17 protein-coding genes are annotated in these 18,521 nt (G+C 72.2%); 3 read left to right on the plus strand and 14 right to left on the minus strand.

From position 1 onward, the window contains the following. Positions 1-148 precede the first annotated feature (148 nt). The 9 genes from ACFXPL_RS15280 to ACFXPL_RS15320 all read right to left on the minus strand — a co-directional run bounded on the left by ACFXPL_RS15280 (position 149) and on the right by ACFXPL_RS15320 (position 10,517). On the minus strand, positions 149-1,123 hold the full coding sequence (locus ACFXPL_RS15280) for a phosphotransferase family protein (protein ID WP_384918299.1): 975 nt from the start codon (positions 1,121-1,123) through the stop codon (positions 149-151). Next, positions 1,120-2,322: an acyl-CoA dehydrogenase family protein gene (locus tag ACFXPL_RS15285; RefSeq protein ID WP_384918302.1), complete on the minus strand. Its 1,203-nt coding sequence runs from the start codon at positions 2,320-2,322 to the stop codon at positions 1,120-1,122. The genes ACFXPL_RS15280 and ACFXPL_RS15285 overlap by 4 nt, the downstream gene beginning before the upstream one ends. Before the next feature lie 35 nt (positions 2,323-2,357). Beyond that, entirely contained in the window at positions 2,358-3,503 is a 1,146-nt protein-coding gene (locus tag ACFXPL_RS15290; RefSeq protein WP_384918305.1) for a thiolase family protein, read from the minus strand. After that, complete coding sequence (locus ACFXPL_RS15295; RefSeq protein WP_384918307.1) at positions 3,500-3,880, minus strand: Zn-ribbon domain-containing OB-fold protein; 381 nt, start codon at positions 3,878-3,880, stop codon at positions 3,500-3,502. The genes ACFXPL_RS15290 and ACFXPL_RS15295 overlap by 4 nt, the downstream gene beginning before the upstream one ends. A 5-nt stretch (positions 3,881-3,885) precedes the next feature. Continuing rightward, on the minus strand, positions 3,886-4,674 hold the full coding sequence (locus ACFXPL_RS15300; RefSeq protein WP_384918310.1) for an enoyl-CoA hydratase/isomerase family protein: 789 nt from the start codon (positions 4,672-4,674) through the stop codon (positions 3,886-3,888). Between the two features lie 177 nt (positions 4,675-4,851). After that, complete coding sequence (locus tag ACFXPL_RS15305) at positions 4,852-6,000, minus strand: acyl-CoA dehydrogenase family protein (RefSeq protein ID WP_384918313.1); 1,149 nt, start codon at positions 5,998-6,000, stop codon at positions 4,852-4,854. A gap of 57 nt (positions 6,001-6,057) precedes the next feature. Continuing rightward, the gene (locus tag ACFXPL_RS15310; RefSeq protein WP_384918315.1) at positions 6,058-8,616 is read right to left on the minus strand and encodes an ATP-binding cassette domain-containing protein; all 2,559 of its coding nucleotides are present in this window, start codon (positions 8,614-8,616) and stop codon (positions 6,058-6,060) included. Positions 8,617-8,627: 11 nt separating this feature from the next. Beyond that, positions 8,628-9,497, minus strand: coding sequence for a branched-chain amino acid ABC transporter permease (locus ACFXPL_RS15315; protein WP_384918318.1), 870 nt, complete (start codon positions 9,495-9,497; stop codon positions 8,628-8,630). Between the two features lie 186 nt (positions 9,498-9,683). After that, positions 9,684-10,517, minus strand: a complete 834-nt coding sequence (locus ACFXPL_RS15320; protein ID WP_384918321.1) for an SDR family NAD(P)-dependent oxidoreductase — start codon at positions 10,515-10,517, stop codon at positions 9,684-9,686. Between the two features lie 57 nt (positions 10,518-10,574). Between ACFXPL_RS15320 and ACFXPL_RS15325 the strand changes: the two genes are divergently transcribed. Beyond that, on the plus strand, positions 10,575-11,645 hold the full coding sequence (locus ACFXPL_RS15325) for an NAD(P)-dependent alcohol dehydrogenase (RefSeq protein ID WP_384918324.1): 1,071 nt from the start codon (positions 10,575-10,577) through the stop codon (positions 11,643-11,645). 193 nt (positions 11,646-11,838) lie between these two features. Here ACFXPL_RS15325 and aztD read toward each other — a convergent pair whose 3' ends face one another. The 4 genes from aztD to aztB all read right to left on the minus strand — a co-directional run bounded on the left by aztD (position 11,839) and on the right by aztB (position 16,265). Next, the gene (gene aztD, locus ACFXPL_RS15330) at positions 11,839-13,041 is read right to left on the minus strand and encodes a zinc metallochaperone AztD (RefSeq protein ID WP_384918327.1); all 1,203 of its coding nucleotides are present in this window, start codon (positions 13,039-13,041) and stop codon (positions 11,839-11,841) included. A 119-nt stretch (positions 13,042-13,160) separates the two neighbouring features. Continuing rightward, positions 13,161-14,141 (minus strand): zinc ABC transporter substrate-binding protein AztC, encoded by a 981-nt coding sequence (aztC, locus tag ACFXPL_RS15335; RefSeq protein ID WP_384918330.1) that lies wholly within the window; start codon positions 14,139-14,141, stop codon positions 13,161-13,163. Next, on the minus strand, positions 14,138-15,379 hold the full coding sequence (locus ACFXPL_RS15340; protein ID WP_384918333.1) for a hypothetical protein: 1,242 nt from the start codon (positions 15,377-15,379) through the stop codon (positions 14,138-14,140). Before ACFXPL_RS15340 ends, aztC begins: the two co-directional genes overlap by 4 nt. Before the next feature lie 25 nt (positions 15,380-15,404). Continuing rightward, on the minus strand, positions 15,405-16,265 hold the full coding sequence (gene aztB, locus ACFXPL_RS15345; RefSeq protein WP_384918335.1) for a zinc ABC transporter permease AztB: 861 nt from the start codon (positions 16,263-16,265) through the stop codon (positions 15,405-15,407). A 15-nt stretch (positions 16,266-16,280) separates the two neighbouring features. Here aztB and aztA point away from each other — a divergent pair, with 15 nt between their 5' ends. Both aztA and ACFXPL_RS15355 read left to right on the plus strand, forming a co-directional pair. Next, on the plus strand, positions 16,281-17,024 hold the full coding sequence (gene aztA, locus ACFXPL_RS15350) for a zinc ABC transporter ATP-binding protein AztA (protein WP_384918338.1): 744 nt from the start codon (positions 16,281-16,283) through the stop codon (positions 17,022-17,024). A 199-nt stretch (positions 17,025-17,223) separates the two neighbouring features. After that, positions 17,224-17,628, plus strand: coding sequence for a nuclear transport factor 2 family protein (locus ACFXPL_RS15355; protein ID WP_384918341.1), 405 nt, complete (start codon positions 17,224-17,226; stop codon positions 17,626-17,628). 17 nt (positions 17,629-17,645) lie between these two features. Here ACFXPL_RS15355 and ACFXPL_RS15360 read toward each other — a convergent pair whose 3' ends face one another. Continuing rightward, on the minus strand, positions 17,646-18,443 hold the full coding sequence (locus ACFXPL_RS15360) for a DeoR/GlpR family DNA-binding transcription regulator (protein ID WP_384918344.1): 798 nt from the start codon (positions 18,441-18,443) through the stop codon (positions 17,646-17,648). Positions 18,444-18,521: the final 78 nt, after the last annotated feature.

The raw sequence follows: 18,521 nt of genomic DNA on the forward strand, positions 1-18,521 counted from the left end.
CCTCGCCGGCGGCAGGCTCGGCGTACATGCCCTGTGCGGTGTGTGGCGGGTGTGCGGTGTGTATGGCGTGTGCGGTGTGTATCGCCGACGCGGTTCGGCGGACCCGGACGGATCAGCGGATCGGGCCGAGATCAGCGGATCGGGCGGATCAGGCGAGAAGGTCGCGGGCCGTGCGGATCATCGCGGCGATGGTGGGCGGCAGGCGCTCCTGGTCCGGATCGTGGTGCCGGCCCTCGCGGTGTCTGCGCAGGTTGTGGCCCATGATCGCGGCCATCTTCATCCGGCCCAGCGCCCGGAACCAGGCCACCGCGGGCGGCGCGGGCCTGCCGTCGAGGTACGCCGTCAGCAGTTCGGCCTCGGTGGGCAGGCCCGGGACGGCACGTCCCAGCGCGGGGAAGTTGCGGTGGTCGGCGAAGAGCAGGAACCAGCCGAGGTCGGTGCGCGGGTCGCCGGTGCTCCAGATCTCCCAGTCGACCACGGCCACGGCGCGCTCGCCGGCGCACAGCACGTTGCCGAGCCTGAAGTCGCCGTGCAGCAGCACCGGTGGCAGGCCGCGCGGCACCCGGTCGGCGAGGAGTGTCAGCAACTCCTCCGATCCCGCTCGCAGTTCGACGGGTACGGCCCGCATGGTGCGGCTCCACCTGGCCAGTTCACCGGCCGGGTCGAGCGGCCGGGGCGCGTCGAGTCCCGGCGTACGGAGATCGGTGCCGTGCAGCCGGCGCAGCACGGAGGCGATCTCCAGCATCCGCGCCCGCGCCGTCCCGGCGGCCACTTCCGGTGTGTCGAGTACGGGTTCGACGGCCTCGCCGGGGGCGAAGTCCATCGCGAACCAGCCGGGTGGCGCATCGTCGACGGCGGCGACGCCGGGCACCGGCACCGGGCCGCCGGCGAGGGCGCGCAGGACCCGTGCCTGCCGCAGCACATCGTTGCGCCCGACGGGTTGCCGGCCGGGTGGTACCGCTTTGACGACGTACGCCGTGTCCCCGGCGCGGACCGAGTACGTCAGCCCGGAGTGGCCGCCCGGAAGCACCTTCAACTCCCCGAAGGGGACGCCGGGATGACGGGCGGCGAGCCGGTCGCGGACCCGGGCGGCCAGCAGCGTGGGGGGCGGGGCCGTGGTCATCGCGAGGGCTCCTTGGGCAGGCCGAGGACGCGCTCGGCGAGGATGTTGCGCTGGATCTCGTCCGTGCCGCCCGCGATGCTGTAGCCGGGCGCGCCGAGCAGGTGTTCCGTCCAGGCGTAGGTGCCCCACTCCCCCGTGTCGGCGACGAGGCGGGGGCCGAGCAGTTCCGACACCAGGTCGCTGGTGCGCCGCATGGTCCCCGTGGCGTACAGCTTGCCGACCGAGGCTTCCGCGCCGGGCTCGCGTCCGGCGACGAGGGCGGCGGTCACCCGCTGCCCGATGAGCCGCTGGACCAGGGCGCGGATGTGGAGGTCCGCGGCGTGCACGCGTTCGCCGTCGGTGAGCGGGCGGGGCGGACGCGCGGCGAGCCGCAGCGCCCGGTCGGCGTTGTCCAGGCCGAGGCCACCGGAGTCGAGCCGTTCGGCGGCCAGCACGGTGAGGGTGACCCGCCAGCCCTCGCCGACCGGTCCGAGCCGGTCGGTGTCGGGCACGACCACGTCGTCCAGATAGACCTCGTTGAAACTGGCGCCGCCGGTCATCTGACGGATCGGCCGTACGATCACGCCGGGGGCGTCCATGCGCACCAGGAACACGGTGATGCCGGCGTGTTTGCGTACGTCCGGGTCGGTGCGGCACACCGCCACGCCCCAGGTCGCCACCCGGGCGCCGGAGGTCCATACCTTGTGCCCGTTGAGCACCCAGTTCTCACCGTCGCGCTCCGCCCTCGTCCGTACCGCGGCGAGGTCGGAGCCGGCTTCGGTCTCCGAGAAGAGCTGACAGGCCAGTTCGTCCGTCCGGAGCAGAGGCCGCAGCCAGCGCCGCTTCTGTTCCCCGGTGCCCCAGACGCCGACGGCGGGGGCGACGAGCTGCTGGGTCACCGGGAAGACCTCGGTGCGGCGGGGCACCTCGAAGGCGGCCTCCTCGGCGCGGTAGAGCTGCTCGTAGTACCCGGGCAGGCCCCGGCCGCCGTACTCCTGCGGCCAGTTGAGCGCGCCCCAGCCCTGGTCGTGCCGGAGGCGCTCCCACTCCTGGGTCCGGGCGGTGTGTTCGTGTTCCTGCCGCTCGGTCCAGTTCTCGAACACGGCTACGGAGTCGGAGCCGCTGCCCCATCCGCCGTCCGCGGCGACCGGCCGGGCGACCGCGCCGAGCCAGCTCCGGGCCTGTGCGCGGAACTCCGCCGGGGACGGTTCGTCACTCATCTCTTCCTCCTCCACCTGGGACCAGCGGTCGGGGCTCAGCGGGACAGCACCGTGCAGGCGCTGACGCCGGGCGCGCCGTACACATGGGTGAAGCCGGTCCTGGGTCCGCCGGGCACCTGACGCGCGCCGGCCCGGCCGCGCAACTGCTGGACGATCTCGTAGACCTGGCGCAGCCCTGAGGCGCCGATGGGTTCCCCGTTGGCGATGCAGCCGCCGTCCGTGTTGACCGGCAGCGAGCCACCGGTACCGGTGGCGCCGGAGGCGATCAGCCGCTCCTGTTCGCCGTCCGCGCAGAATCCGCACTCGGCCATGTGCATGATCTCGGCGCCGCTCTCGGTGTCCTGGAGCTGGCAGACGTCCACCTCGTCCGGGCCGATCCCGGCCTCCTCGAACGCGGCGGCCGAGGCGTCCCGGCTGACGTTGGCCGGTTCGCCCACCGGGACCGAGGGGCTGAACACCTCGAACGAGCCGAAGCGCCGGGTCCGCAGGGCGACCGAACGCAAGGTGACCGAGGGGCCGTTCATGGTGCGGGCCGCCTCGGGCGAGCAGAGCACGAGGGCTGCCGCGCCCGCTCCCGGGGAGCAGAACATGAAGCGCGTCAGCGGGTCGCTGACCATGGCGGAGTCCAGGATCTCGGCGGCGGACACCGGTTCGCGCCGCCACGCCCCGGGCGTCCGGGCGCCGTTGCGGTACGCCTTCTCCGCGACCAGCGCGAGGCTCCGCGAGGTGATCCCGTGGTCGTACATGTAGCGCTGGATCTTCATGCCGAAGAACTGGGTGGTCACCATCAGTCCGTCGGTGCCGTACTCCGCGCCCAGACCCCAGTCCTCGGGCCGTGGGTCGAAGGCGCCGCGCGGGTGTTTGTCGAAGCCCACGGCGAGGGCGACATCGGCCATGCCGGACCGGATCGCGTTCGCCGCGGAGAGCAGTGCGCTGCCGCCGGTCGCGCAGCCGTTCTTGACATTGACGAACGGGACGCCGGTGAGCCCGAGTTGGGCGACGAGTGTGTCGGCGAGGCCGGCGCTGTCGCTGCCGCCGAACGCGGCGCGTACCCGGGACCATTCGGTCCCGGCGTCCGTCAGCGCGGTGTTCACCGCGGCGACGGCCAGTTGCCGGCCGCTCAGCTCCGACCGGCCGAAGGGGGTGCGGCCGGCCCCGCAGATGAGGACATCGGTGCTCATGGGCCCTCCTCGCCGGGGACCGTGGGCCGGGCCCGCGGCACCCCGTCGCCGGCCGTCACCGTCATCGGTGTGCCGATCCGGATCGCGTCGAGGTCGTCGACGTCGAGTACGGCGGCCACCCGTACCCCTGCGGCCAGCTCGACGTAGCCGAGCGCGAACGGCTCGAAGCCGCCGGGCGGGACCTGGTACGGCGGTGACTTGGGCGCGTAACGCTGCACCGTCCAGGTCCACAGGGTGCCCGCGCCGGACAGGGCCGCCGGGTCGGCCGGCCCCCCGCAGCGCGGGCACGTGCCGTCCGCGGGGTAGAGCGACACCGAGCAGCGGGGACAGTGGGCACCCGCCAGTCCGGCGGGCCCGCTCCGCGGAGGTGTGGTCATGGGGGTCAGCGCCCCTGCCACTTCGGCTCGCGCTTCTCCAGGAACGCCGAGACGCCTTCCTTCGCGTCCTCCGAGTTGAGCGCCACCCCCACGGCGAGGTGCTCCATGACCATCAACGACTGGACGTCGGCGTCCAGGCTCCGGTCGATCGTCATCTTGGTGAGCCACATCATGAACGGGCTCTTGTCGACGAGGTCCCCGATGAAGTCCTCGACCGTCGCGTCCAGTTCGTCGGCCGGGGCCGACTTGTTGATCAGTCCGAAGTCGGTGGCCTCGACGCCGGAGAGCAGTTTGCCGGTGAGCATCAGCTCCTTGGTCTTGCGGATGCCGATCATGCGCGGCACGCGGTAGATCGGGCCCGCCCCGCCGAACAGTGAGCGGCGGATGTGGAAGTCACCGATCCTGGCGTCGTCCGCGGCGATGGCGAAGTCGCAGGAGATCATGAGCTCGAAGCCGCCGGCGGTGACATAGCCCTCCAGGACGGCGACGGAGGGGGTCTTCATCGAGTAGAGGCGGTCGCACACCTTGGCGGACTTGACCGCGACGTCGATGGCGTTCGACTTGCCGACGTACTCCGCCTTCAGACTGTCGAGGTCGAAGCCGGAACAGAAGGTGCCGCCACGACCGCGCAGCACGAGGACCCGCAGCTCGGGGTCCTCGTCCACCTCGGTGACGATCTCGTCGAGCCGGTCCAGGATCGGCACGGTGACACAGTTCTTCTTCCACGGGCGGTTGAGCCAGACGCGGGCGACATGGCCGTCCCGCTCGAACTGGATCTCGTCTTCCACTGCCATCTCTCATCTCCAAACTGAACTGAATTCACTACGATTCTGAGGAGCGGGGAGCCCTCTGTCAACCCCACCATTGACACCGGTTCAGCTCACACGCGCGAGGGTTGAACCAGTCCGGTCAGGGAAACCTCTCGCCGTACTGAATCGACTTCAATACGATCGTCCGTGCGGTGCGGGGCATCACGCGGCGGAAAGGCCGATCAGCCCGGCGAGCCGGGCCCGGTGCTGGTCCGCGGTGCCGAACAGCACCTCGGCGCCGCGCGCGCGGCGCACATAGAGGTGGGCCGGGTGTTCCCAGGTGAACCCGATCCCGCCGTGAAACTGGACGTACTCGGCCGTCGCCAGCAGGAAGGTCTCCGAGCAGACCGCGGCGGCGGCGCTCGCGGCCTCCGGCAGCCTCGGCGAGGCGGTGGCCACGCAGGCGGTCGCGTACGCGGACACCGAGCGTGCCGCCTCCAGCGCGACGAGCACGTCGGCGAGCCGGTGCTTGACCGCCTGGAAGGAGCCGATCGGCCGGCCGAACTGCGAACGTCCCCGTACGAATCGCACGGTGTCGTCCAGTGCGTGGGCGCCGCCGCCGACCTGTTCGGCGGCGAGCCCGGCCCGCCCGGCGTCGAGGGCCGCCGCCACCTCGCCCGACGCGCCGACCGGCGTCGCGGGCGCGCCGCGGAACTCCACCAGGGCCTGGCGGCGCGTCCCGTCCAGGACACGGCGTGCTGTCCGTACACAGGTGTCCGGGGCCGGCTCGCAGGCGAACAGCCGTGGCCCGGCGTCCGTTCGGGCCCGTACCAGCAGCAGATCGGCGCCGGCCCCGTCGAGCACGAAGTCGGCCGCGCCCCGCAGCACCCAGCCCGAGCCGCCGCGCTCCGCGCCGACGCCGGGTCCGCGCCCCTCGACGCCGCTCCCGGAGCCGTCCTCGAAGCCGGCCACGGTCGCGGTGAGCGCGCCTTCGGCGATCCGTGGCAGATAGCGTTCGCACGCGGACCGGTCACCGCTGTACAGCAGGGCGTGCGCGGCGAGGACCACCGTCGGCAGCAGTGGCGCGCAGCACAGCACCCGTCCGGACTCCTCCAGCGCCACGGCGAGTTCGGCGAAGGTGAAGCCGGCCCCGCCGTACTCCTCGGGAATCGCCAGTCCGTGCACACCGATCTCGCGTGCCATCCGTGCCCAGAGCCGCTCGTCGTAACCGCGCGGGGTGGCCGACTGTTCGCGGAGGGCCTCGGAGCCGTGGGTCTCGGCGAAGAAGTCCCGCAGTACGGCACGGAGTTCCCGTTGCTCCTCCGTTTCGGGCAGGAGGTGCGGGGCGCTTTCCTGTGGACGGGGGCGCATAGAGGTCTCCAATGTGCTCGGGGGGGGACGGCGCGGACGGCCGGAGGGCCGGCAGGGTCAGCCCTGGGCGGCGGGCAGGGCGGCCCCGTCCCGCCCGCCGAAGTAGGCCCGTTCGGCGCGGGCCAGGAACTCGGCCCCGGCGGTCTCCCCGCGCAGGGCGACGGTGCCCTCGTGCAGGACGACCAGTTCGTGGCAGGCGGACGCGGCGCGGCCGAGCGACTGCTCCAGCAGGACGACCGTGATGCCCTCGTGGGCGAGCCGTCCGAGGCGCGCGTACACCTCCTCGACCATGGCCGGCGCCAGCCCGAGCACCGGCTCGTCGACGATGAGCACCTCGGGCCGTGCCATCAGGCCCCGGGCGATCGCCAGGATCTGCTGCTCACCGCCGGAGAGCCCGGCGGCGGGTACGTCCATCCGCCCGCGCAGCCGGGGCGGCAGCCACTCGGCGGTCTCGGCGAGACGGGTGCGCAGGTCCGCCCCCGTGATCCCGACGGCGTACGCGGCGACTTCGAGGTTCTCGCGCAGGGAGAGCGTCTTGAACAGCGCGCGGCCCTCGGGCACCAGCGCGGTCCGCAGCGCCTGATCGGCGGTGCGCCGGCCGCGGGTGGGCGGGAGTGTGCCGTGCAGGATCCGGCCCAGGGTGCTCTTGCCCGCACCGTTCGCGCCGACGACGCCGACGACGCTGCCCCGGGGGATGGTGAGGTCGACCCCGCGCAGCGCGGTCACCCCGCCGTAGGTGTGGTCCACCCCGTCGAGCCGGACGGCGGCGCCCACGGAGGTGTCCCGGCGCGGCAGTTCCTCCCGTACGCCGCCTTCTCCCAGGTAGGAGGCGCGTACCCGGGGGTCGTCCAGGACCGTGCCTGGCTCGCCCTCACCGATCGGCCGGCCGAAGTCGAAGGCGACCACCCGGTGGGCGACGGCGAACAGGTCGTCGAGGACATGGTCGATGATCAGCACGGCGGTGCCGCGCCGCTGCTGCCGTACGATCTGCCGCGCCAGCAGGGAGCGTTCGGTGGCGTCGAGGCCGCCGAACGGCTCGTCCAGGATGAGCAGCGCGGGTTCCTCGGCGAGCGCCCTGGCGAGGTCGAGACGCTTGTGCGGGCCGAACGACAGCTCGGCCGGGTAGCGGTCGGCGAGCGGCGCGAGGCCGACCTGGTCCAGCAGTTCGACGGCCCTGGCCCGGTCCTGCGCGGTGATACGACGGCGGGTGCACAGGACGTTCTCCAGGACGGTCAGTTCGGGGAAGGTCTCGGCGTGCTGGAAGGTACGTCCGATGCCGAGCCCGCGACGGGCCGTGGCGCGGGACTTCAGCAGGGGGCTGCCGGCGTACGCGACGCGGCCGGCCACCTGTCCGCCCGCGACGAGGCCGGACAGCACGTTCAACAGGGTCGTCTTGCCCGCCCCGTTGGGGCCGATGATCGCGACGGTCTCGCCGGCCCGTACGGAGAGCGAGGCGCCCTCCAGTGCCTTGAGACCACCGAAGGTGACCGCCACCTCGTCGAGCCGGAGCAGTTCGGGGGCGCTCTCCCCCGGGACGGGCACGGGCTCCGGGGATTCCTCGGAAGGCTCGGGCGACTCGGCAGGGGCCGGCACCGGCACCGGTGCGGGGGTCCTGGACCGGCGGGCGAGCCGGCGCGCCAGCCGCCCCAGGTGGGGCACGGCGCCGCCGGGCAGGAACAGCAGCACGCCGATGAGGACGAGCCCCTGAAGGATCGGCTGCGGCAGCCCCACCCCCTCGGCGGCCGTCGGCGCCCAGGTCAGATAGGCGCCGCCGACGACCGCGCCCAGCAGGGTGCCCGCGCCGCCCAGGACGCACGCGGCGATCAGGGAGATCGCCAGCGCCAGCGAGAACGGGTCCGGGCTGACGAAGCCGACGACCAGGGCGAGCAGCACACCCGACAGCGTCGCGAACGCCGCGCTGACCGCGAAGGCCAGCGCCGACTGGGCCTCGGGCGCGATGCCGACAGAACGGGCGGCCATGGGATGGGACTTGGCGGCGAGCAGGCGCATCCGCAGGGCCGTGGGCCGGGCCAGCGCGGCCACCGCGAGCACCACCCCGGCCACGCCCACGGCGATGTACTGGGCCTGTGTGCCCGCGCTGGCGATCGTGCCGAGCCCCAGGGCGCTCTCCAGCTTCTCCATCGGGATGCCCTGGTCGCCGCCGGTCACACTGGTCCACTGGCCCATGACTTCGAGCGACACCATGGTGAACGCCAGGGTCAGCAGGGCGACGTAGAGCATAGAGAACCGGGCGCCCGCGCCCCCGAGGAACGCGCCGAGCATCGCACCGCACACGAGGGCGCCGAGCACGACGCTCTCCAGCGACCAGCCGTGCGTACTGCCGTACGCGGCGAAGTAGGCGCCCAGGGCGAAGAAGGCGGGATGGGCGACCGACCAGATGCCGGCCCAGCCCGCGAGCAGATTGACCGAGAGGACAAGGACGGTGTAAACCGCCGCGAGGCCCACGGAGTACGCCTGGTAGGGCGGGATGGCGCCGCTGTGCAGCACGGCGATGAGCGCGGCAGCGCCGAGCGGCCCGAGAACCACTTTGACCAGTGGGGCCAGGGAGGCGCGGGAGACACGGGGGGCGAGAGGCGAACGACTGACGACGGACATGGACCGCTCCTTCAGACCCGCTGGAACGTGCGCGCGCCGAACAGACCCTGCGGGCGGATCAGCAGCACGAGGATGGTGAACGAGAACACGAAGGTGTCGCGGTAGCCGGCCGAGACGTAACTCGCGGCCAGGTTGTCCAGCACACCGACCGCGAGACCGCCGACGACGGCTCCGTACATGCTGGTCAGACCGCCGAGGAAGATCCCCGCGAAGGCACGGAACAGCGGTGCGCTGAGCACGGTGGGCACCAGTCCCGTCCTGGGCGCGTACAGGAAGGCGGCGAGCGCGGCGAGGCCGAGCCCGAGCGCCCAGGCGATCCGGGCGATGCGCTGCGAGCCCAGGCCGAGGATCCGGGCGGTGTCGGCGGACTCGGCTACGGCGCGCATGGCCGAGCCGATGGTGGTGCGTCCGAAGAGATACGCCACCAGCGCCATCGCGACGGCCGCCACGGCGATGGTCAGGAGGCTCTGCGCGGGGACCGCCGAGCCTCCGAACGAGACGGATCCCTCCACCAGGCTCGGGAAGGCCCTCGGCTGGTCGTCCCAGATCTTGCTGATCAGACTCTCCACGATGAGCGAGACGGCCATCGCCATGACGAGCGCGGAGAGCAGCTCCCCTTGGGCGAGCGGCCTGATCACCGTCTCTCGGGCGAGCAGACCGCTCGCGGCGGCGACCGAGATCGCGACCAGGCCGGCCAGGAACAGCGGCAGACCGCTGTCGTACAACGTCAGCGCCGCGTACAGTCCGAGGGTCGCGAGGCTGGCGAGCGCGAAGTTGACCACATCCGTCGCCCGATAAATGATCACCAGCCCGAGGCCCATGAGACCGTACACGGCGCCGCTGGCGAGACCGCTCACCAGAACGAGCAGGAACTGATCCACGTCGACCGTCTCCCTCGCGCCGGGCGTCCGCCCGCGCCGGCACCCACGCGCCGCACGAGCCACGCCCACCTGAAACGCCGTCTTGTGAAACGCCGTCTTGAAACTGAACTCAATTCGTGAACCGTAAGCGGCGCCCCCCGGGCGGGCAAGACCCGTGCACGCCTCGCCTCACCCGGGGCCCGCACCTCAGACCGTGAACCGGCCCCCGTTGGCGAGCAGCACGGCACCGGCCAGGTTGGCCGCCGCGTCACTCGCCAGGAACAGGGCGATCTCGGCGATCTCCTCCGGCGTCGCGTACGGGCGCACCCGCGGGTCGGCGAATCCGGCGCGCAGCGCCTCGGGGGTACGCGCCGCCATCCCGGTCTCCGTAGGCCCCGGCGCGACCACGTTCACCCGGATCCCGGCCCCGATCACCTCCTTGGCCACGGCCTGGCTCAGCGCGTGCACGCCCGCCTTGGACGCGGCGTAGTGGGGATAGCCGGCGGGGGCGTCCAGGGCCGACGAGGAGCCGATCACCACGATCGCGCCGGCCGCGCGGGGCAGCATGGCCCGCACCGCGGCGCGCAGCACATGGAACGTGCCGTCCAGGTTGACGCGCAGCACGCGCTGCCAGGCCGTGTCGGCGAGCCGTCCGGTCACCTCGGGCGGACGCCCCGCGACCAGCGCGTCGGCGATCCACTCCTTGGCCTGCGGATCGTCGACCCCGGCCGCGTGCACCACCACGTCGAGCCGCCCCTCCACCCGCAGTACGTCCGCCACGGCCACGTCGACCGCGGTCGCGTCGGCCACGTCCAGAGCGACCGCGCGGGCGGCCGGCAGGGTGTCCGCGACGGCGGTGGCGCCCTCGCCGTTCACGTCGGCCAGGACGACGGCCCGCACCCCCTCCCGGGACAGCTGCCGGGCGAGGGCCGCCCCGATGCCGGAGCCGGCCCCCGTCACCAGGGCGACCTTGCCCTCGAACCGCCCCGCGCCCGCGCCCGTATCCCCGCCCGTCTCCGCGCCCGTCTCTGTGCCGGTCATGAGACCCCCTCTCCGCAACCCTTATTGAACTGACTTCATCTCTGTTACCGTCTCGCCATGGGATTGACAAGACCTGCGACGGTCACCATGCGGGCGGTGCGGATGACGTCCTGGGGGCGGGAGCCCGCGTACGCGACGGTCGAGCGCCCGGTTCCGCGGGGCGCCGAGGTGGTGGTGCGCGTGGAGGCCGCCGGGCTCTGCCACTCCGATCTGCATGTCGTGGACGGCGCCCCGGGCGCGCTCCCCTACCGGCTGCCGTTCACCCTCGGGCACGAGATCGCGGGGCAGGTCACGGCCGCGGGCCCGGATGCCGACGGAAGGACGACCGGTCAACGTGTCGTGGTGTACGGCCCGTGGGGCTGCGGGAAGTGCGACCGCTGCGCCGCGGGCCGCGACAACTACTGCGACCGGCGCGGCGAACTGGACTGGCACGGCGCCGGACTCGGCCGGGACGGCGGGATGGCCGAGTACGTACGCGTCCCGTCCACCCGCTACCTGGTGCCGATCGGCGACCTGCCGGCCGACCGGGCTGCGCCGCTCTCGGACGCGGGGCTGACCTCGTACCACGCGGTCGCGGGGGTACGGGGGGCGCTCGGCGAGGGCACCACCGCCGTGGTCATCGGCGTCGGCGGGCTCGGCCATCTGGCGGTCCAGATCCTGCGCGCGACCACCCCGAGCCGGGTGCTGGCGGTCGACATCCGTGAGAGGGCGCTCGCCCTCGCACACCGGTCAGGAGCGCATTTCGCCACGCTGGCACGGGAAGACACCGCGCGGGTGCTGAAGGAGCGGAGCGGCGGTGCGGGAGCCGACGCGGTCCTCGACTTCGCCGGAACGACCACGTCCCTGGAGCTCGCCACCGGCATCCTGCGCCCCGGTGGTGAGCTCTCGGTGGTCGGCAGCGGCGGCGGCCGGCTGACGGTCAGCAAACCGGGTGCTCTCCCGCCGGGCTGCCGGCTGTCGCTGCCGTTCTGGGGTACCCGGCCCGAGTTGGCGGAGGTCGTCGCGCTGGCACGCTCGGGTGCGCTCCACGTCGAGACCGATCGGTTCGCGCTCTCCGCCGTGGCCGAGGCGTTCGGGCGGCTACGGCGCGGGCAGGTGCGGGGGCGGGCCGTACTGGTACCCGACTGACCTCGAAGACGGCCCGCCGCCGGCCGGTGCCCAGCCCGACACCCGTACCCGGCACAGGACTTCAACCTCCTGAACGGGACCGCCTCGTCCGGTCTGCGCCCGTCCCGGTCGCACGACGACGCGCACGCCGAGGGCCCCTGCGGTCCGGGGACCGCAGGGGCGGTGATACGCAGGGGCGGTGATACGTAGGGACTCAGTGTCCCGCGACGACGCCCGACAGTTCGTTGGTGCTCTCCGGCAGGGTCACCGAGGTGATCTTCTCGCCGGTTTCGAGGTCGATGGCGTGCAGGGCCTTCCTTCCCGGTTCGGAGACGTAGGCGGTGTGGTCGCGGACGAAGAGGGTGGGCCTGGGCTGCTGCCAGTCCAGAGGTTCCCGCCACTCGCCCACGGCGGGGATCTTCTTCTCGATCTCGCCGCTCGCCGGGTCGATCACGCGGATCGCACCGTCGGTGCCCAGCACGAGCGCCTCGCCCTCCGGGCCGCGGGCCAGCGAGCGGAACGAGTAGCTGGTGCCCAGGTCGACCAGGCGCAGCTTCGCCTTCTCCGTATCGATGAGGGATATACGGGTCGGCCGCTCCAGCTCCGCCTCCTGATCGGTCTTGTAGTCGCCGAGGATGACCGGCGAGACGTCGCTGCCGGCCTGGTTGCCGATGCGGCCGTAGTCGTCGGGCGCGGCGACCTTGGTGAACTCGCCGTCCCTGTAGATCAGTACGCCGTCCTCGCAGCCGACGGCGACGGCCTCGTTCCGGGCGGCTGCCTCACCGTGCACGCCGGGGCAGTTCTCCGCGCGCTTGATCTCCTTGTTGTTCTTGTCCAGTACAAGAGCGCCCGTGCGCTTCTCCTCGGTGCCCAGCGTGCTGAGGAGTTCGCCGTTCTTCAGCTCGATGGCGACACCGTGGTGCGCCTCCGCGGAGGTGTACGTACGGCCCTCGGGCTTCTCGCCGCCGCTCAGGTCGGCGGGGTCGAAGACGTTGACCTCACCGGTGCCGTCGGTGAAGAGCACCGTTCTGCCCGCGTGACGGACGACGTGACCGGGCTTGGCACCCTGGTACGCGATGTCGCTGAAGGACTGCCCGGCGGCGTTCAGGACGCGGAAGCCGCTGTCGGTGGAGACGATGACGTGGTCTCCGTCGCCGGCGGGGCTGACCCGGTTGAAGCCGGGCAGAGTGATGGTCCTGCCGAGTTCGAGGGTCCTGCCGTCCAGGACGTACAGGCCCCCGTCGAAGGTGGCGACCAACGGGTCCCCGACCGCCGCGGCGGTCGGGGAGCTCGTCGTATCGTTCGCGTCTTTCGCTCCGGAGGAGGAGTCCTCTCCTCCGCAGGCGGTCAGGACCGTGGCCACCGCGAGGGTGAGTGCCGTACCCGTGAGGGCTCTGGTGCGCAGGGAGGTGTTCACCGGTGTGTTCCTTTCCGAGCCGCGCTTCGGCGGCGTGGGATACGTGACGGTTCCGGCCCGGTCGGCCGGCGTCCATGTCAGGGGCCAGGGGCCAGAGGGCAGGGGCCAGAGGGCAGGGATCAGCCGCCGGCCGGGCCGGCGGTGAGGCCGTCGGTCATGGCGGTGGTGTTCGCGCGCATCATGCGCAGGTAGGTGTCGGCGCCCTCGCCTTCCGCGGTCAGGGACTCCGAGTAGAGCCCGACGACCTCGACCCGGCCGCCCAGTTCCGTGCGGAGCACCTCGGCCAGCCGGGTGGGCCGGGAGGAGTCGGCGAACACGGTGCGTACGCCGGCCTCCTCCATCGCCCGGGTGAGGGAGCGCAGGTCGGAGGAGCTGGGTGAGGCGAGGGTGGTGCCGCTGGGGATGACCGCGCCGATCACCCGGAAGCCGAAGCGGTCGGCGAGATAGCCGAAGACGTGATGGTTGGTCACCAGGGCGCGGTTGTCCTCGGGGACGCGGTCGAAGGACTTCTCCATCCAGGCGGCGAGGTCCTTCAGATCCGTGGCGTAGCGGTCGGCGTTGGCGCGTACCGCGGTCTCGTCCACGCCGTCCACATGCTCGATCACCTGGTCGGCGATCAGGCAGGCGGCCTTCCGTACCCGGTCCGGGTCGGTCCAGAAGTGCGGGTCGGGCCGACCTCCCTCCCCTTCGGGGCCTCCGTCGGCGCCCGACCGGAAGGTGAGCGGGCCGACCGCCGTGCCCACCTCCAAGGTGGCGACGCCGGACCCACGGGCCGCGTCCACGTGCCGCAGGACGTTCTCCTCCAGGCCCAGGCCGTTGAAGACCACCAGGTCGGCGCGTTCCAGCGCGGCGGCCTGTACGGCCGACAGGCCGAAGGAGTGCGGGTCCGCGTTCGGCTTCATCAGGACGGTGACCTCGGCCTCCTCGCCGACGACCTGTCGCGCGACGTCGCCGAGGATGTTCGTCGTCACCACGATCCGAGGCCGGTCGCCCTCGGTGCCGCAGGCGGTTGCGGCGGCGGCCGTGACCAGCGCGAGCAGACCCATGAGCAGGCTGCGCGGCCGTGCCCTGCCTATCCGTACGCGCTTCGGCTCCCTCATCGGCCCGTCTCCGCCATGAGCACCGGCTGGATGTCCAGGTCGAAGGAGCGTGCGAGGCGCAGACCGTCGTTGTAGTCGACCTCGAACACCCTTTTGCCGTTGGGGTCGTTGACGTAGGCGCGGCTGCGGTCGACCTCGATCACCGGAGCGGTCGCGTCGGTCCCCGGCCGCTGTTCCCCCGTCAGGAGCCGCTCGGTCGCGGCGATGTGCCTGCCGGTGGCGATGTCGTAACCGTGCAGGGCGCCGTCGGCCTCCAGGACGAGCAGTGGGGAGCCCTCTCCCGCGGTGTTGGCGGCGACGACGGGGCCGGTCTCCACCCGGGTCCAGGTCCGCTCGGTGACATCGAGGACCCACACGGCGTCCTTCCCGGCGGGCGCGGTGAGGGTGTCGCCGCCAGGGCGCTGCCGCAGGGCCGTGGCCCGTTGCCCCTCGGGGACGTCATCGCCGTAGGGAATCCTCTCCGCGGTGAAGGCGCCGTTCTCCTCACGCACGAGGAGGGCGCCGTCAGCGCACCCCAGCACCACTCCGCGCCGTGTGACGGCGTCACCCCGCGGGTCCTCGCACACCGCTTCCGGGGACGCGACGCGCCTGCCCTTCCGGTCGAGCACGGCCGGCCTCGTCGTGCCGCCCTCCTCGGTGAAGGCCAGCAGGTGCTCCGCGTACGGTACGACGGCGCCGGTGTAGGTGCCCGACAGCGTCCGGGACGACGCGGTCCCGCCCTTCTCCAGCTCGCTCCGGTCGTGGAGAACGACTCGGCCGTCCCCGTCGGTCACGGCGGTCACGGCGATGTCGCCGCGCACCTGCGCGTCACGGCCCACCGGGAGGTCACCGAGGTCACGTATCGCCGCCCGGTAGTAGTGGACGTGTTCGCCGTGGTCCACCATCCACGCGCCGCTGTCGAGCACATGCGTGCTCCTGGAGGCGTGGAAGTAGCCGAGCCGTCCGTCCGTAGCCAGCCGGACGACGCCCTCCACCCGTGCCGTCCTGTGCACCTTGCCGCTGATGAGGTCGAGGACCCGGGTGTCGCCGCTTCCGGGGTCGTTGAGGAGCAGGCGGGACTGCTGCTCGGCGGACTCCTGTGCGCCCTCGACATATCCGTGCGGAGTGCCGGACGGGGAACGCGCCGCCGGCCGGGAGGTGTTGTCCCCCTCGCCGGCACAGCTCGTGGCGAGCAGCGCGGTGAGCAGCAGGGCGGCCGCGGCCCGCGGAGTGACGTTTCTTCGGACGGTCGGGACCATCGCCTCAGATTTCCTTCAGTTGACTTTACGGGCGGGAACGGGCGGGGAGGGGCGCGGTTGCGCGGCGGCTACGCCGGTGACGCAGGCCGGATGCCAGGTGGGAGAGGAAGAACAGAGCGACCGCGAGGGCCGAGACGGTCGCCCCGGCCGCGGTGCCCAGATGCCAGGACAGCAGCAGTCCGCCGAACGTCGCGGTGACGCCGAGGAGCGCGGCGAGCACCATGACCCCGCGGACGTCGCGTGCCCACGGCAGCGCCGCCGCCGGCGGAGCGATGAGCAGGCCGAGGACGAGCAGCGTTCCCACGATGTGGAACGAGGCGACGATCGCCAGGCCGAGCAGTCCGAGCAGCACGGCGTGGGCGAGCCGCGGACGCAGCCCGAGGGTCCGGGCCTTCCGGGGGTCGAACGCCAGGGCAAGAAAAGCCCGGTGGCCGAGGGCCGAGACGGCCAGCGCCACCAGCAGCGCCGCCGCCAGCAGGAACAGGTCCTGCCGCCGTACGGCGAGGACGTCACCGAAGAGGAATCCGGTCAGGTCCACCGCGAAGGACTGCGAGCGCGACACGATGATCACGCCGAGCGAGAGCATGCCGACGAACAGCAGCCCGATCCCGGTGTCCTGGGACAGCCTCGGAGTACGGCCCAGCACGGTGACACCCGCCGTCATGACGGCCGCGCTCAGCACCGCGCCCACCAACAGGTTTCCGCCGAACAGCGCGGCCACCGCGACCCCCGGCAGGAGCCCGTGGGACATGGCGTCCCCGAGGAACGCCATTCCCCTGAGCACCACCCAGGTCCCGGCCAGTGCGCAGATCGCGGACACCAGGATTCCGCCCCACAGGGCTCGCTGCACGAAAGTGACCTCGAACGGGGCCGTCAACCACTCCATGACCCGCACACTACAATGAAAATCATGTTCAAAACACCGAGCCACCCGACCGCCCCGCCGCGGGACCGGACTCCGCACGTCCGTTTCGCCGCCTTGTGTGCCGGTTATCCCGGCCGCCCCGTCCTCCGCCAACTCGACGCCGAGATACCGAGGCTCGCCACGACCGCACTGGTCGGGCCGAACGGCAGCGGGAAGTCGACGCTGCTCGGCGTCCTGGCCGGTGTGATCCGTCCGACATCGGGAGAACTCCACCACCACGGCGAACTGCCGCCCGCGTTCGTCCCCCAGCGCACCGCCGTCGGCGACACACTGCCGCTGACCGTCCGGCAGACCGTGGAGATGGGACGCTGGGGCGAACGCGGCCCCTGGCGCCGGCTGACCGGTCACGACCGCGCGACGGTGGACCACGCGCTCGACCGGCTCGGCATCGGCGGCCTCGCCTCACGCCAACTGGGAGAGCTGTCGGGCGGCCAGCGCCAACGCGCCCTGATCGCACAGGGGCTGGCCCAGGAATCCGACCTGCTGCTCCTCGACGAGCCGACCACCGGCCTGGACCCGGAGGCCAGGGAACGGATCGGCACACTGCTGACGGGCCTCGTCGCCGACGGCGTGACGGTCGTCCAGGCCACGCACGACCTGGCGGTCGCGCGCTCGGCGGACACCTGCCTCGTACTCCACGACGGACGTCTGGCGGGGCAGGGTCCCCCCAGCCAGGTTCTCACCACGGCGGCACTCGCCCGGATCTGGCAGTCGCTCTGACACACGGGCCGCTCCGAGCGCCTCCTGAAAGGGGACCGCGCGGCGCATGGGTTGTCCGATCCCGATACGCCGTCGGCCTACCCGAGTCCGCGCGTCCGGCGGTCTACGCTGGCGCCGTTTCCCGGTTTCCCGGTTTCCCATGACGTTCAACGGCACAGATCCGCCGATCGCCTCGGCCGCTCTCAGAAGGGACAATGCGTTGGATCCTGATATCCGGACCAGGGCCGCGATCGAGGAGCACTGGCAGGCGTCGGAGCGTGGGGACACCGAAGCCGAGCACGCCATCTACGCCGCGGACGCGATCCTCGACTACCCCCAGTCAGGCGAACGGTTCCGGGGCCGCGCGACGATTTCCGCACAGCGTGGCGGCCACCCGGCCGATCGGCATTTCAGCGTTCACCGGATCGTCGGCGGCGGGGATCTGTGGGTGAGCGAATGTGTCATCACCTACGACGGGGTGCCCACCCACTCGGTGAGCGTCATGGAATTCACCCACGGGCAGGTGGCGCACGAGACCCAGTACTTCGCGGACGCCTTCGGAGCGCCTGAGTGGCGGACAGCTCTCGCGGAGCCGATGCCGGGCAGGGACATCACCAGGGCCTGACCCGGTGCCGGCCGGCCTCAGGAACGGGCCAGTACCAGCGAGGACCCTCCCGTACGGATCCCCTCGGCGGCGGCATCGGTCAGGTCGGCGTCGGTGACGATCGTGTCGTGGGCGGACAGCGCCGCCACCCGGTAACGGCCGAACGTACCGTACTTGGACGATCCGGCGACCAGCACCGAGTGGGCGGCGGAGGCCATGGCGGCCTGTTTGACCTCCACCTTCGACTCGGAGGGAGTGGTGACGCCCCGCAGCAGGTCCCAGGAGCTGGTGCTGATGAAGGCGATGTCCAGGGCGAGGTCCCGCAGTGTGTTCGCGGCGAGGCGGCCCACGCTGGAGCGGTTGGAGACGTCGACCAGGCCGCCGACGTGCACCAAGTCCAGGTGGTGCGGCGCGGACATGAGCTGTCCGATGGTGGTGAAGTCGTTGGTGACCACGGTCAGACTGGTCATCCGGGCCAGCTCGGGCGCCATGGCCAGCAGGGTGGTGCCCGCGTCCAGGTAGACGGTCATCCCCTCCTGCACCAGCCGGGCCGCCTCCCGTGCCATGGCCCGTTTCTGCGGCTGCTCCACCTCGGACTTGTGGAGGAAGCCGGGTTCGCTGGTGATGGTGCTGGCGATGCGTACGCCGCCCGGGACGGAGAACACCAGGCCCTTGCGCTCCAGTTCGGCGATGTCCCGGCGTACGGTCATGTGGGAGACGTCGAGCAGCCGGGTGATCTGCTGCACGCTGAGCACTCCGTCGCGCCGCAGGTGCCTCAGGAGTTGTTCGCGCCGCTGATCCGGGATCAGTGGCGGGTGCTCGCGGTCCTCGGCCATGGTCTGTGCGTCTCCTCTCGACCGTGATGACGTTAACCGATGATCACGTCGATGACGGCCCTGGGGAGGCCGTCATCG

Origin of the sequence: Streptomyces sp. NPDC059092 (assembly GCF_042756365.1) — a bacterium.
Lineage (GTDB): Bacteria > Actinomycetota > Actinomycetes > Streptomycetales > Streptomycetaceae > Streptomyces.